This window comes from Aeromonas sp. ZOR0002 (genome assembly GCF_963866995.1).
Classification (GTDB): Bacteria; Pseudomonadota; Gammaproteobacteria; order Enterobacterales; family Aeromonadaceae; genus Aeromonas; species Aeromonas caviae.
In genome coordinates this window covers 26,866-40,153 of record NZ_CAWMFQ010000387.1, presented here as the reverse complement: position 1 = coordinate 40,153, position 13,288 = coordinate 26,866, and the positions used below count along the sequence as shown (strand labels likewise).

Sequence of the window (13,288 nt, the reverse complement as noted above, 5' to 3'; positions counted from 1 at the left end):
GGCTGGCCGATGCCGCTTGCGCCCCATGGGGCCCGTGCCGGCTAGTCGGCACCCGTCTGCGCCCGGTGCGGCGCGTGTAATAACCTTGGATCTGGATCAGCGCGGTCCGGCGCTTCAAGGTGTAGGGTAAAAGCCCTTTTTCAGGTGTGATGCCGATGATCCCTTCCTATTCCCGCATGACGACGCTGTTGTTCTGGTGCCTGCTGGCGGCGAGCCTGCTGGCCATGGCGATATTCGAATTCGGACCCGAGCGGCGGCTCGACATCCTGAGCCAGGCCGGTTTGTCCGTGCGTGCCCAGGATGACAGGGCCCACAAGGGCTCCTCCGTCGCCACCCTGAGTCAGGGGGGCGACAGACCCGCCATCCAGTGCGCCCTGCGAAGCCAATATGCCTATCCTTTCTGCGAGCTGGTTCTGACCCTGACCGACCCCGAGCGGGGGCTGGATCTCTCCGGCTTCACCGGGGTGCGGGTGAGGCTGGATGTAGAAGGGCAGGGGGTACAGGCCTGGCGCCTTTATCTGCGCAACTACGATCCCGTCTACTCGACGCGGGAAGACGAGAGTTCCCACAAGTTCAACGAAGTGCTCTTCACCGCCAGGGATTTTGGTCGTGAGCAGGATGTACCCCTGAACGTCTTTGCCCCCAGCTCCTGGTGGGTGCAGCAGTACGACATTCCGCTGGTCCAGCAGGGGCCGGATCTGCACCATGTCTACGCCATCGAGATCGCCTCCGATGACAAGATGTTGCCGGGGGAGTACCGGTTGCGGCTCGAGCGGCTGGAGTTCTATGGCCGCTGGTGCAAGCCGGGGGACTTCTATCGCTATCTGCTGCTGGGGTGGCTTGTCTACGGCGTGCTGCTCTTCCTGGTCCAGAACCTGATGTTCGGGGATCGGCTGCGCAAGGCCAGGGAGGCGCGCCTCGCGGCTGAAGCCCTGAGTGCGAGCCTGTGCGAGCAGAACCGGCGCACCGAGGAGGAGGCCCGCTACGATCCCCTGACCGGGGCCCTCAACCGGCTCGGCGGCGAAAAGCTGCTCGGGGAGCTCGGCGAGATGCCGCTCTCCTTCATCTATATCGACATCGATCACTTCAAGGGGGTCAACGACGGTCACGGCCACCCGGTGGGGGACGAGGTGCTCAAGCACATGGTGAGCGAGCTGCTGCGCCATTGTGACAGCCTGTGCCGACTGGTGCGCTGGGGTGGGGAGGAGTTCGTGCTGGTCTGCCTCCATTACGACGAGGGACGGGCCGCCGCCCTGGCGGAGCGGCTGAGAGGGGCGCTGGAGGGGTACAGGCACTGGCCGCTGGGGCTCGGGATCACCGCCTCCTTCGGGGTGGCCGAGCGGCGCAAGGATAGCCTGGAGCAGGCGCTCAAGCGGGCCGACGAGGCGCTCTATCAGGCCAAGCAGAATGGTCGCAACCGGGTGGAGGTGGCGCCCGACTGATCCGGCGCTGGAGCCCATGGCCGAGCGGGGCTATCATGCGCCCCATCATTTATCCGAGGAGAGATGCCATGGCACAACACATTGGCGCCCTGACGCTGCTGGTGGCGGATTACGACGAGGCCATCGCCTTCTTCACCCGGGGAATGGGCTTCGAGCTACTGGAAGACACCCCCCTCGACGAGCCCGGCAAACCGGGCAAACGCTGGGTGCGGGTCGCTCCCAAGGGGGCTCCCGGCTCCGCCCTGCTGCTGGCCCGCGCGGCCAACGAGGAGCAGCGCGCCGCCATCGGTCGCCAGGGGGGCGGTCGGGTCTTCCTGTTCCTCGAGACAGACGACTTCTGGGGCGATTACGAGCGGATGCAGGCCTATGGCGTTCATTTTTGTGAACAGCCGCGCCTCGAACCTTACGGCACCGTGGTGGTGTTCGAGGACATCAGTGGCAATCGCTGGGACCTGCTGCAACTCGCTGCTGCCAACTGAATCTGAAAACGTTTATCATCCCGCCCGTCATAAAGTCATAAAAGTGTCACAGAAAGTTCTAATAATTGGCGCACCCATCTTCACAGAGGAGAGAGAAGGGATATGGCTAAGCGAATTCTGGTGGTCGAGGACGAGGCACCGATCCGCGAAATGCTCTGCTTCGTGCTTGAGCAGAAGGGATATGAAACAGTAGAAGCAGAAGATTACGCCGATGGACTGGCAAAGGTGCGCGAACCCTACCCCGAACTCATCGTGCTGGACTGGATGATGCCAGGTGGCAGCGGTATCCAGTTCCTCAAGCAGCTCAAGCAGGATGAGATGACTCGCCAGATCCCGGTGGTGATGCTGACCGCCCGGGGCGAGGAAGAGGACAAGGTGCGCGGGCTCGAGGCCGGTGCCGACGACTACATCACCAAGCCCTTCTCCCCCAAGGAGCTCACCGCCCGCCTGCACGCCGTGATGCGCCGTGTCTCTCCCACCTCGGTGGACGAGGTGATCGAGGTGCAGGGGCTCAAACTGGATCCCGTTTCCCACCGGGTCAGTGCCGAGGAGAAGGCTCTCGACATGGGGCCGACCGAATTCAAGCTGCTGCACTTCTTCATGACCCACCCCGAGCGGGTCTACAGCCGCGAGCAGTTGCTCAACAACGTCTGGGGTACCAATGTGTATGTCGAGGACAGAACCGTGGACGTGCACATTCGCCGCTTGCGCAAGGCCATCGAAGAGACGGGGCACGACAGATTGATCCAGACGGTGCGCGGGGCCGGCTACCGCTTCTCGACCCGTCTCTAGGTCAGGGCCAGTGCCGCTAGCGCCTGCCGGCGGGCATTGGACCCGGCTCTTTGCTGTCTCTAGGAGATCTTAATGTTGCAACCTTACGCCTGGCGGCGACAGTTGTGGCGAATGGCGTTCTTCTACAGCCCCTTCGTCTTGGTAGGTTGGTTAATCGATCATCTCGTTCTTTGCCTGCTGGTGGCCACGGTGCTGCACCTGGTCTGGCACTACCGCTTCCAGAAGCGGCTGTCGGACTGGCTGTGGCACGATCGCAGCCTGGTGCCGCCCCACGGCAGCGGCAGCTGGGAGCACATCTTCAACGGCATCTACAAGTTGCAGCAGCGTCACAGGGCCCGGCGCCGGGAGCTGGCGGGCCTCATCCGCCGTTTTCGGGAAGGGGCGGAGGCGCTGCCCGATGCGGCCGTGGTGTTTCGCACCGACGGCAGCATCCTCTGGTGCAACCGGCTGGCGGAGCAACTGCTCGGCTTTCGCTGGCCCGAGGATGCCGGCCAGCACATCGGCAACCTGATCCGTCACCCCGCCTTCGTCGCCTATCTGGGCAAGGGGCAGTATGACGAGCCGTTCGAGATGCACTCCCCCATCAACGAGGAGAAGTTCCTCGAATTTCGCATCATGCCCTATGCGGAGGATCAGGCCATGCTGGTGGTGCGGGATGTGACCCGGCTGCGCAGCCTGGAGAAGACGCGCAAGCACTTCGTCTCCAACGTCTCTCACGAGTTGCGTACCCCCCTCACCGTGCTCAAGGGGTATCTGGAGATGACCGAGGAGCCGCCGCCCCCCGCCATGTGGGCCAAGGCGCACAAGGTGATGATGGAGCAGACGATCCGCATGGACAATCTGGTTAACCAGCTGCTCACCCTGTCGCGCATCGAGGCGGCGCCCACCGTGGATCTCTCCCATCTGGTGGACATGCCCGCCATGCTGGGGCTGCTGGAGCAGGAGGCGCGGGCGCTCTCCGGTGAGCGGGCCCACGAGATCGTCTTCATGGTTCAGCCCAATCTGCTGGTGCGCGGGGATCAGGATCAACTGCGCAGCGCCGTCTCCAACCTGGTCTACAACGCCATCCACTACACCCCGGCGGGGCGCAAGATCACTGTGGAGTGGCGCAAGCAGGGGAGCATGGCGCTGTTTGCGGTGCAGGATGAGGGGGAGGGGATCCCTCCCGAGCATCTGGCGCGGCTCACCGAGCGGTTCTATCGGGTCGACAAGGCCCGCTCGCGCCACACCGGAGGGTCCGGGCTCGGCCTTGCCATCGTCAAGCATGCCCTGAGTCATCACGATGCCCATCTCGATATCGAGAGCCGGGTCGGTGCGGGCAGCCGCTTCAGCTTTCTTATTCCCGCCCGCATGGTGCTGGTGAAATAATTTTTTGTGTCAATGTGTTAGCAACGAGAGAAGGGCTGCATCGCAGCCCTTTTTTCATCCGGGCCACTCTCGGCCCATGTCATCAAAGTGTCATATAAATTCCATAAATTTGTCACTGCCAGGCCAGATACTGGCGCCGTCTTAAAGAACGGACCTTCTGTAACACTGGAGAAGGAGTGGTGCTGGCCCACGGATTATTGCGATCGGGTGTCAACCACGTTTAGACGTCAACCTGACGATTGCCTTCTGCAACCTTGGACTTGGAGAGATTGGATGAAACTCAACAAACTGGCTGGTGTCATCGGATTCACCGCAGCAACCCTGTTTTCTGTCAGCGCTCTGGCTGCCGGTGTGGATAAAGACCTGCCGGAATACACACCGACCAGCGGCATCTCGGGCAACCTGTCCTCTGTCGGCTCGGACACCCTGGCCAACATGATGACCCTGTGGGCCGAAGAATTTAAGCGCATGTATCCCAACGTCAACGTGCAGATCCAGGCCGCCGGTTCTTCCACCGCACCGACTGCCCTGACCGAGGGCGTCGCCCAGTTTGGCCCCATGAGCCGCGCCATGAAGGCCGGTGAAGAGGAGGCATTCGAGAAGCGCTACGGCTACAAGCCGACCGCCATCCGCGTCGCCGTCGATGCCCTGGCCGTGTTCGTCAACAAGGACAACCCCATCAAGGGGCTGACCATGTCGCAGATCGACGCCATCTTCTCCAGCACCCTCAAGTGCGGCGAAGCCAAGGCGGCCACCAAGTGGTCTGATCTGGGTCTGGACGGCAGCTGGTCCGGCAAGGATCTGCAACTGTTCGGTCGCAACTCCGTGTCCGGTACCTACGGTTACTTCAAGGAACACGCCCTGTGCAACGGTGACTTCAAGAGCGGCGTGAACGAGCAGCCGGGCTCCGCCTCCGTGGTACAGTCCGTCTCCTCCTCCCTGAACGGCATCGGCTACTCCGGTATCGGCTACGTTACCTCCGGCGTGCGCGCCGTTCCGCTCTCCAAGGATGGCAAGACCTTCATCGAGGCGAGCTCCGACAACGCCATCACCGGCAAGTACCCGCTGTCGCGCTTCCTGTATGTCTACGTGAACAAGCATCCGAACAAGCCGCTCTCCCCGATGGAGCAGGAGTTTGTGAAGATGATGCTCTCCAAGGCGGGCCAGACCATCGTTGCCAAGGACGGCTATGTGCCGGTCCCGGCCAAGGTGGTTCAGGCCGACCTGAAGAAGCTGGGCATCATGTAACAGAACGAGCCCTTGCAGAAAAACGAGCCCCATGCGGGCTCGTTTTCATTGGTGCGCTCCAGGATCTTTTTGGTCGCAGGGCGCAGCGCCCGGCTTGCGCCGGGCGGCGGCATTTCCGAGAATAGGGCAACTTCACGGCAAAGGACCCTCTCATGCGCGCATCTTCCCTCTCCAGACTGGCCCTGACGGCCTTGTGCAGCGCCCTGCTGGCCGGCTGCGCCCAGTCACCGACCGGTCGCAACCAGATGCTGCTCTTCTCCCCCCAGCAGATGAACCAGCTGGGTGCCGACTCCTTCACCCAGATGAAGCAGCAGGAGAAGGTGAGCACGGATGCCAGGATGAATGCCTATGTGGGCTGCGTGGCCAAGGCGGTGACCGCCCAGGTGCCTGCCAGCTATGGCATCACCAGCTGGGAAGTGGTGGTGTTCGACTCCAAGGAGATCAACGCCTTCGCCCTGCCCGGCGGCAAGATAGGCGTTTACAGCGGCCTGCTGAAAGTCGCCAAGAATCAGGACCAGCTCGCCACCGTCATCGGTCACGAGCTGACCCACGTGCTGGCCCAGCACTCCAACGAGCGCCTCTCCCGGGATCAGCTGACCGGTATCGGGCTGGCGGTGGCGGACGCCGCCATCGGCAGCAGCGACAGCCTCGGGGGCGCCGCCACCATGGCCGCCCTGGGCCTCGGGGTCCAGGTGGGGATAGCCCTGCCTTATGGCAGAACCCAGGAGAGCGAGGCGGACCGGCTCGGCCTCGAGCTGATGGCCCGCGCCGGGTTCAACCCGGCCGAAGCCGTCACCCTGTGGCAGAACATGAGCGCCGCCTCCGGTGGCAAGGCACCGCCCCAGCTGCTCTCCACCCACCCCAGCGACCAGAGCCGGATCGCCAACCTGCAGGCCCAGCAGGCCGAAGTGCAGCCCCTGTACCAGCAGGCGAAAGCATCAGGGCTGGTTCCCCAGTGCAAGGCGTAAGCCTGCGCCTGGCGCGTCCCGCCGATGCCGCCGCCATGACGGTGATGCAGCGGGCGAGCTGGCTGGCGGCCTACGGGGAGGTGCTGGGGGCCGACATGCTGGCCCAGCTGGCGGTGACCGACCACCTGCAGATCTGGCGACACCGGCTCGCCGAGCCCGGCCCCGTTCCCATGCTGGTCTGTCAGGACGACGTGGTCATCGGCCTGCTCTACTGGCAGCCCTCTTTGGAGGAAGGCTTGATGACGGCGCGGATCCGGGCGCTCTACCTTCATCCCGATCATTGGCGTCAGGGTCATGGCAAACGGCTGTGGCAGGCGGTGGCGGTGCAGATGCGCCGGGCCGGTTGCGAGTGCGTCAGGCTCTGGCTGCTGGATGGCAATCACATCGGCGAGGGATTCTACCTGCGCCGCGGCTTCATGTTCGACGGTCAGGTGCGCACCCTGATGAGCCTCGGACAACCTTGCCAACAGCGACAAATGTTCCGTTTGCTTTGAGCTGGCTCCCGTTTTTCGCCCCCGGGTACTTTATTTTTTTTGCGAATTAATACAATGTGCCCCATCTGGACAGACTGAGGTGGCCGGGTCCACCGCAAGGGAGTGTGGCATGTACTACGGATTTGACATTGGCGGCACCAAGATTGCCTTCGCGGTGTATGACGACGCCCTGACCCTCTGCCATGAAGAGCGGGTGAGCACGCCGGGCAACGACTACCCGGCGCTGCAGCAGCTTGTGCGCGAGCGGGTCGAGGCGGCGGATGTGCGCTTCGGGGTGAAAGGGGCCGTCGGCATCGGGTTTCCGGGGATCCTCAATCGCCTCGACGGGAGCATAGTGGCGGCCAACCTGCCCGCCATCCATGGCCGCCATCTGGGGGCGGATCTGGCCGAACTGCTGGGCCGACCGGTCAAGGTCGACAATGACGCCAACTGTTTCCTCTGGTCGGAAGTGCATCAGGGGGCCGCAGACGGTGCTGGCAGCGCCCTCGGCGTCACCATAGGTACCGGCATCGGCGGCGCCGTCTACCTGGCGGGCAAGCTCATCCAGGGGCGCAACTGGCTGGCGGGGGAGATAGGTCACTACCCGCTGCCCGCCACCATCCTGATGAAATACCCGGATTTGCCCCGTCCCCGCTGTGGCTGCGGGCGCCTGGTCTGTTTCGAAACCTATGCGTCGGGCACGGGCCTGGAGCGGCTATACCACCATGTTCATGGGGAACGGGTGAGCGGCCACCAGATCGTCGCCCGTGCCGATGCCCGTGAGGCGGCGGCCCTCTCGACCATCGACTGCTGGCTCGAGATCATCGCTGCCGGCCTCGCCACCGCCATCTCGGTGATTGATCCCGATGTGGTGGTGCTGGGGGGCGGCCTGAGCGCCCTGCCAGCCCTCTATGAGGAGCTGCCCAAACGTCTGCCCGGCCACCTGCTGCCCGGTGTCGCCCTGCCGGCGATCCGCGAGGCCCGATTCGGTGGTGCCGGCGGTGTGCGCGGTGCAGCCCTGCTCAATCTGTGAGATCGGACAGAGGGTCTGATCTCCCCGAACAAGGAGTCATCATGACCCGTCTTGAAATCTGTATCGACAACCTCGAATCCCTGTTCACCGCCCAGGCGGCCGGCGCCGATCGCATCGAGCTCTGCTCTGCGCTGGGGCTGGGCGGTCTCACTCCCTCCTATGGTTTCATGCAGCAGGTGGCGCGCCACGCCACCATCCCCGTCTACGCCATGATCCGGCCCCGTGCCGGGGATTTCTGTTTTGGCGAGGGGGAGTTCGACATCATGTTGCAGGATATCGCCGCCGCCCGTGCCGCCGGCCTGCAAGGGGTGGTGGTCGGTCTGCTGGATGAAGATGGACGGGTACCCGAAGGCAAGCTCCGGCAACTGGTCGAGGCGGCGGGGCCGCTTGGCGTCACCTTCCACCGGGCCATCGATCTCTCCTCCGACTGGCGGCTGGATCTCGAGACGATCGTCGCAGCGGGTTGCGAGCGCATTCTGAGCTCCGGCCATGCGCCGACCGCGCTGGCGGGGCTCGAAACCCTGCAGGCCATGCACCAGGCGCTGGCGGGACGGGCCAGCCTGATGCCGGGGGCCGGGGTCAACGCCGACAACGTGCGCACCATCATCGAATTCACCGGCGTCAATGAAGTACACATGTCCGGCATGGGCTGGCGCGGCGGCATGGTGCCCCATGGTGTGAACATGGGCACCTCTGACGATGGCCGGGTCAACATCACCGACGGCGCCAAGGTCGCAGCGGTGCGGGCGTTGCTGGACAGGGCCTGATAGAGACTGTGCGGCGATATGGTGCTCTGTTTTGCCCCCTTCTCCCCTTGCGGGAGAAGGGGCGGGGATGAGGGGGCCGATGTGAGGCGTCTCCCACCGGCGGGCAATTGAGGGGCGTCTTGGCAGCACGGTGCAAAAAAGTCTGTTATCATCCCGTCTCTTTTACCATCAGGACCCGGAGCAACCTCTCAATGTCCCAATACGACTCTATCGAACAGAAGGCCAGCTACGGCATCGGCCGCAACATGGGCGACCAACTGGCTCAGCAAGCCTTCGCCGGTCTGGATATCCCTGCCCTGCAACAAGGTCTGGCAGATGCCCTGAACGGCCTGGAGTTCGCGGTCAGCCGTGACGATATCAACGATGCCTTCCAGGTCATCACCGCCCGCATGCAGGAAGAGCAGGAAGCTGCCGCCAAGGCCGCTGCTGCCGAAGGCGAAGCCTTCCTGGCCGACAACGCCAAGCGCGCCGAAGTGAAGACCACCGACTCCGGTCTGCAATATGAAGTCATGGTCGAAGGCAATGGCGCCGTGCCGGTTGCCGGTCAGTCCGTGCGCGTGCACTACCACGGTACATTCACCCACGGTGGCGTGTTCGACAGCTCCGTTGCGCGCGGCCAACCGGCCGAGTTCCCGGTGACCGGCGTGATCGCCGGTTGGGTGGAAGCGCTGCAGATGATGCCGGTTGGCTCCAAGTGGAAGCTCTACATTCCGCAGGATCTGGCCTACGGTGCCCGTGGCGCCGGCTCCATCCCGCCGTACTCCGCTCTGGTCTTCGAAGTGGAGCTGCTGGACATCCTGTGATCCGGCTGGTGTGATGCAAACGGCGACCCTGAGGTCGCCGTTTGTTTTTGGACCGCCCAAACGGGCCATGTGCCTTCGGCGGGGATTTGGATATAGTCAGAGCGTCGTCCATTCCGGCCATGTGAGGGAGACACGCCATGGCAGCCATCATCGAGGTCGTCGATCTCGTCAAGCACTTCCCCGGCGTCAAGGCGGTGGACGGGCTCAGCTTTGCCATTCCCGCCGGCAGTTGTTTCGGCCTGCTCGGCCCGAACGGGGCGGGCAAGACCACGACCATCGAGCTGCTGGAGGGGATCCTCACTCCGGACAGCGGCCGGATCCTGTTTCACGGCGCCCCGCGCGGCCCGGATTATCGCTCCCGCATCGGCATCCAGTTCCAGCACACGGCGCTGCAAGATTTCCTGACGGTGCGCGATACCCTGCGCCTGTTCGCCAGCCTCTACCCCAATCCCTTGCCACGGGAGCTGCTCATCGATCTGTGCGCCTTGGACGAGTTCATCGACAGGGACAGTCGCAAGCTCTCGGGGGGCCAGCGTCAGCGCCTGCTGCTGGCTCTGGCCCTGCTCGGGGATCCCGAACTGCTGTTTCTGGATGAGCCCACCACAGGACTGGATCCCCAGGCGCGCCACCACTTCTGGCAGCGAATAGAGGCGATCAAGGCCCAGGGCAAGACGGTGGTGCTCACCACCCACTACATGGACGAAGCGCAGCAACTGTGCGATCTGATTGCCATCGTCGATCACGGCCACCTGCTCAGTCTGGATACGCCGGCTGCCTTGCTGGCGCAACACTTCGACGGCGTACTGGTGCGTCTTGGGGGGCACCCGGCCCTGGCTGGGCTCGGCTATCCCCTGCGTCCGGTCGGCGATCAGGTGGAGCTCTGTTGCCCCGACGTGGCGACCCTGCTGCCAGCCTTGCTGGATCTTGGTGTGCCCCTCACCGGCATGCAGGTGCGCTCCCCCAATCTGGAAGATCTCTTCCTGAACCTGACCGGCCACAGCCTGCGGAGCGGCGCATGAGAGGGATGACCGAGTTCTGTCTGACCGTGGCCCCCGTGCTGCGGTACGCCTTGCCGACATCCAATCCCGGGAGTGGACGATGAAGGGATCCCTCAAGCGCATCGGGGCGCTCTTCTATGCCCGCACCCTCGAGTTCGTACGCGATCGCGCGGCCCTGGTGTGGAACCTGCTTTTCCCGCTCCTGCTGGTCATCGGCTTCTCCCTCATCTTCTCCGGCCCGCCAAAACCGCTGGTGCAGATCGGGGTGGTGGGGGAACTGCCCGCAACCTATGCCCCGCTGCGCGCCGTGCCGCTGCTCAAGATCATCCCCTATGACGAGGCGTCGAGAGGCCAGCTCAAGGTCCGTCACCATCAGCTGGACCTGCTGCTCTCACCTGCCGGGGGGCGTTACTGGATAAACCCGGACGCTCCTCAGGGGGCCATGGCCGAGTATCTGCTGCGCCAGGCGGTGCAGGTGCCCTTGCAAAGAGAGACCCTGAGCGGGCGCGCCATCCGCTACGGCGACTGGCTGCTGCCCGGGGTGATCGGCATGAACCTGATGTTCTCCGGCCTGTTCGGGGTCGGGTTCGTCATCGTGCGTTATCGCAAGAACGGGGTGCTGAAACGGTTGCGAGCCACGCCGCTCGGCGCGCTGGAGTTTCTCTTCGCCCAGTTGCTGTCACGGGTGCTGATCACCCAGGTGGTGAGCCTGCTGGTCTTCTGCGCGGCCTACTGGCTGCTGGATGTGCCCCTCATCGGGTCGGGGTGGCTGCTGCTGGTGATCGCCCTGGCGGGAGGAACGGCCATGGCCTCCCTTGGCCTGCTCATTGCCGCCCGCCTGCAGAACGAGGAGCTGGCGAGCGGTTTGCTCAATCTCATCAGCTTGCCCATGATGTTTTTATCCGGTGTCTGGTTCTCGCTGGAAGGCGCGCCCGCCTGGCTGCAGCAGCTTGCGGCCAGGCTGCCCCTCAGCCAGATCATCGAAGCAGCCCGCGCCGTGATGCTGGAAGGGGCGGGATGGCAGGAGGTGGCAGGCCCTCTGGGTCAGGTCATGGTGTTCGCCCTGGTGTGCATCTCGCTGGGCGCCATGCTGTTCAAATGGAGTGCAAAATGAAACCTGTTCTGTGGTTGTTGCTGGTGGCGGCCTTGCCTGTGCAGGCAGGTACCCTGCGTTGCAAGAACGCTTTGCTGACCGAGGGAGACACCACGGCAGAGCTGCTGGTTCGCTGCGGCCAGCCGATGCTCAAGGAAGATCTCACCCGCTTCGAGGAGAACGGCTTCGGGGCGAGAGTGACGGTCAAGTATGCCGAGCGCTGGACCTACAACTTCGGCAAGCGGGAATTCATGCAGTTTGTCACCGTCGAAAACGGCGTCATCACCGACATTGCGGATGGTCCACGGGGAGGATGACCTCCTGGTTTTCTGAAGCCCAGTGTGCGGGAGATGAGGTCGCCATTTCCCCGCCTTTTACCTCCTTTTCTGTTGCTTTTCCCTGCCTGTTATCGCCATTTTTCCATATGGGGTCATGCTGCCTCACTCTGGTGCTTTTGGCATAAAACCGAATCTGATAAGTCAGTTGTCAGCAGAAATGGCTGCCCCAATGCGGTGCAGCCGATTTATTTTCGAAAAATAATCCTCATGCCAAGAAGGGTTTTAAGCAGCAGGCTATTTGGCAAATAAGGGTCTACTTTTGATTCTGAGAGTGCATATTCCCCCGTTCAGATATTTTGTTCTGTTGCACCATGGTTGGGCCGGATTGCACCGATTGACAGGTTTTTCTGCGGCTGGATAAGCTGCCAAAAAGCAGGGAAACGATGGCATCTCGCTAGATTTTGATGCCTGTTCGAATCAAACCACAGGGAAGAGTGACATGAAGCAGATACACAAGGCAGGTATGGTGATGGCGCTGTCGCTGATGGCAGCCAATGCGTGGGCGGACGGTACGCTGGATGCCGTCAAGAAGAAGGGATTCGTGCAGTGCGGGGTCGGTGACGGCCTGCCCGGGTTCTCCAACCCGGATGCCAAGGGAACCTGGACCGGGCTCGACGTGGACGTGTGCCGCGCCGTGGCCGCCGCGGTACTGGGGGACGCCAGCAAGGTCAAGTATGTCTCCCTCACCGCCAAGGAGCGCTTTACCGCCCTGCAGTCCGGGGAAGTGGATCTGCTCTCGCGCAATACCACCTGGACCCTGACCCGGGATGGGTCGCTGGGCCTCACGTTCGCCGGGGTGAACTACTACGACGGGCAGGGGTTCCTGGTCAAGCAGTCCCTCGGGGTCAAGAGCGCCAAGGAGCTTGACGGTGCCGCCGTCTGCATCCAGTCCGGCACCACCACCGAGCTCAACTTGGCCGATTATTTCCGCGCCAATGGCGGCATGAAGTACACCCCAGTGGTGTTCGATACCTCGGATCAGACCGTCAAGGGCTTCGAAGCCGGCCGCTGTGACGTGCTGACCTCGGATCAGTCCCAGCTCTATGCCCTCAAGATCAAGCTCACCAAGCCAGAGGAAGCCGTGGTGCTGCCGGAGGTCATCTCCAAGGAGCCGCTGGGCCCAGCCGTGCGTCAGGGTGACGATCAGTGGTTCAAGGTGGTGCGCTGGAGCCTCAACGCCATGCTCAATGCTGAGGAGGCCGGGGTCACCTCTGCCAACGTGGACGAGATGCTCAAATCCACCAACCCTGACATCCGTCGCCTGCTGGGGCTGGAAGAGCCCAAAGGGACTGTGCTGGGGCTGGATGACAAATGGGCCTACAACATCGTCAAACAGGTCGGCAACTACGGTGAATCCTTCGATCGCAACGTCGGTGCCGGCTCCCCCCTCAAGATTGATCGCGGCATCAATGCCCTCTGGAACAAGGGCGGTCTGATGTACGCGCCACCCATCCGCTGAGTCGACAGTCACCGGGGGGCCTGGCCC

General features: G+C 63.2%; 14 protein-coding genes. All 14 read left to right on the top strand.

Annotated features, from left to right (window positions below; genetic code table 11):
- Positions 1–155 precede the first annotated feature (155 nt).
- The 14 genes from AACR77_RS21535 to AACR77_RS21470 all read left to right on the top strand — a co-directional run bounded on the left by AACR77_RS21535 (position 156) and on the right by AACR77_RS21470 (position 13,261).
- Positions 156–1,442: a GGDEF domain-containing protein gene (locus AACR77_RS21535; RefSeq protein ID WP_042882477.1), complete on the top strand. Its 1,287-nt coding sequence runs from the start codon at positions 156–158 to the stop codon at positions 1,440–1,442.
- A 68-nt stretch (positions 1,443–1,510) separates the two neighbouring features.
- Positions 1,511–1,921, top strand: coding sequence for a VOC family protein (locus AACR77_RS21530; RefSeq protein ID WP_010673470.1), 411 nt, complete (start codon positions 1,511–1,513; stop codon positions 1,919–1,921).
- A 102-nt stretch (positions 1,922–2,023) separates the two neighbouring features.
- A complete protein-coding gene (phoB, locus tag AACR77_RS21525) occupies positions 2,024–2,713 on the top strand; it encodes a phosphate regulon transcriptional regulator PhoB (protein WP_010673471.1) in 690 nt (229 codons plus the stop codon).
- A gap of 72 nt (positions 2,714–2,785) precedes the next feature.
- On the top strand, positions 2,786–4,081 hold the full coding sequence (gene phoR, locus AACR77_RS21520; protein ID WP_042014623.1) for a phosphate regulon sensor histidine kinase PhoR: 1,296 nt from the start codon (positions 2,786–2,788) through the stop codon (positions 4,079–4,081).
- 273 nt (positions 4,082–4,354) lie between these two features.
- A complete protein-coding gene (locus AACR77_RS21515; protein ID WP_039039286.1) occupies positions 4,355–5,329 on the top strand; it encodes a PstS family phosphate ABC transporter substrate-binding protein in 975 nt (324 codons plus the stop codon).
- A gap of 152 nt (positions 5,330–5,481) precedes the next feature.
- Entirely contained in the window at positions 5,482–6,297 is an 816-nt protein-coding gene (locus AACR77_RS21510; protein ID WP_010673474.1) for a M48 family metallopeptidase, read from the top strand.
- The gene (locus tag AACR77_RS21505) at positions 6,285–6,791 is read left to right on the top strand and encodes a GNAT family N-acetyltransferase (protein WP_042882476.1); all 507 of its coding nucleotides are present in this window, start codon (positions 6,285–6,287) and stop codon (positions 6,789–6,791) included. Before AACR77_RS21510 ends, AACR77_RS21505 begins: the two co-directional genes overlap by 13 nt.
- 109 nt (positions 6,792–6,900) lie before the next feature.
- On the top strand, positions 6,901–7,803 hold the full coding sequence (locus tag AACR77_RS21500; protein ID WP_042882475.1) for an ROK family protein: 903 nt from the start codon (positions 6,901–6,903) through the stop codon (positions 7,801–7,803).
- 41 nt (positions 7,804–7,844) lie between these two features.
- The gene (locus AACR77_RS21495; protein ID WP_039039289.1) at positions 7,845–8,570 is read left to right on the top strand and encodes a copper homeostasis protein CutC; all 726 of its coding nucleotides are present in this window, start codon (positions 7,845–7,847) and stop codon (positions 8,568–8,570) included.
- A 191-nt stretch (positions 8,571–8,761) separates the two neighbouring features.
- Positions 8,762–9,373: an FKBP-type peptidyl-prolyl cis-trans isomerase gene (locus tag AACR77_RS21490; protein WP_010673478.1), complete on the top strand. Its 612-nt coding sequence runs from the start codon at positions 8,762–8,764 to the stop codon at positions 9,371–9,373.
- Positions 9,374–9,510: 137 nt separating this feature from the next.
- Positions 9,511–10,392 carry an ABC transporter ATP-binding protein gene (locus tag AACR77_RS21485; RefSeq protein ID WP_042882474.1) on the top strand — a complete coding sequence of 294 codons (882 nt, stop codon included), beginning with the start codon at positions 9,511–9,513 and terminating at the stop codon, positions 10,390–10,392.
- Positions 10,393–10,471: 79 nt separating this feature from the next.
- The gene (locus AACR77_RS21480; protein ID WP_042882473.1) at positions 10,472–11,485 is read left to right on the top strand and encodes an ABC transporter permease; all 1,014 of its coding nucleotides are present in this window, start codon (positions 10,472–10,474) and stop codon (positions 11,483–11,485) included.
- Positions 11,470–11,781, top strand: a complete 312-nt coding sequence (locus tag AACR77_RS21475; protein WP_029313965.1) for a DUF2845 domain-containing protein — start codon at positions 11,470–11,472, stop codon at positions 11,779–11,781. Before AACR77_RS21480 ends, AACR77_RS21475 begins: the two co-directional genes overlap by 16 nt.
- 460 nt (positions 11,782–12,241) lie before the next feature.
- Positions 12,242–13,261 carry an amino acid ABC transporter substrate-binding protein gene (locus AACR77_RS21470; RefSeq protein WP_010673482.1) on the top strand — a complete coding sequence of 340 codons (1,020 nt, stop codon included), beginning with the start codon at positions 12,242–12,244 and terminating at the stop codon, positions 13,259–13,261.
- Positions 13,262–13,288: the final 27 nt, after the last annotated feature.

Excerpts from the sequence above, each read along its gene's own strand:
- AACR77_RS21535 (WP_042882477.1), top strand. The coding sequence starts at position 156 with ATGATCCCTTCCTATTCCCGCATGACGACGCTGTTGTTCTGGTGCCTG.
- AACR77_RS21530 (WP_010673470.1), top strand. The coding sequence starts at position 1,511 with ATGGCACAACACATTGGCGCCCTGACGCTGCTGGTGGCGGATTACGAC.
- phoB (WP_010673471.1), top strand. The coding sequence starts at position 2,024 with ATGGCTAAGCGAATTCTGGTGGTCGAGGACGAGGCACCGATCCGCGAA.
- phoR (WP_042014623.1), top strand. The coding sequence starts at position 2,786 with ATGTTGCAACCTTACGCCTGGCGGCGACAGTTGTGGCGAATGGCGTTC.
- AACR77_RS21515 (WP_039039286.1), top strand. The coding sequence starts at position 4,355 with ATGAAACTCAACAAACTGGCTGGTGTCATCGGATTCACCGCAGCAACC.
- AACR77_RS21510 (WP_010673474.1), top strand. The coding sequence starts at position 5,482 with ATGCGCGCATCTTCCCTCTCCAGACTGGCCCTGACGGCCTTGTGCAGC.
- AACR77_RS21500 (WP_042882475.1), top strand. The coding sequence starts at position 6,901 with ATGTACTACGGATTTGACATTGGCGGCACCAAGATTGCCTTCGCGGTG.
- AACR77_RS21495 (WP_039039289.1), top strand. The coding sequence starts at position 7,845 with ATGACCCGTCTTGAAATCTGTATCGACAACCTCGAATCCCTGTTCACC.
- AACR77_RS21490 (WP_010673478.1), top strand. The coding sequence starts at position 8,762 with ATGTCCCAATACGACTCTATCGAACAGAAGGCCAGCTACGGCATCGGC.
- AACR77_RS21485 (WP_042882474.1), top strand. The coding sequence starts at position 9,511 with ATGGCAGCCATCATCGAGGTCGTCGATCTCGTCAAGCACTTCCCCGGC.
- AACR77_RS21480 (WP_042882473.1), top strand. The coding sequence starts at position 10,472 with ATGAAGGGATCCCTCAAGCGCATCGGGGCGCTCTTCTATGCCCGCACC.
- AACR77_RS21475 (WP_029313965.1), top strand. The coding sequence starts at position 11,470 with ATGGAGTGCAAAATGAAACCTGTTCTGTGGTTGTTGCTGGTGGCGGCC.
- AACR77_RS21470 (WP_010673482.1), top strand. The coding sequence starts at position 12,242 with ATGAAGCAGATACACAAGGCAGGTATGGTGATGGCGCTGTCGCTGATG.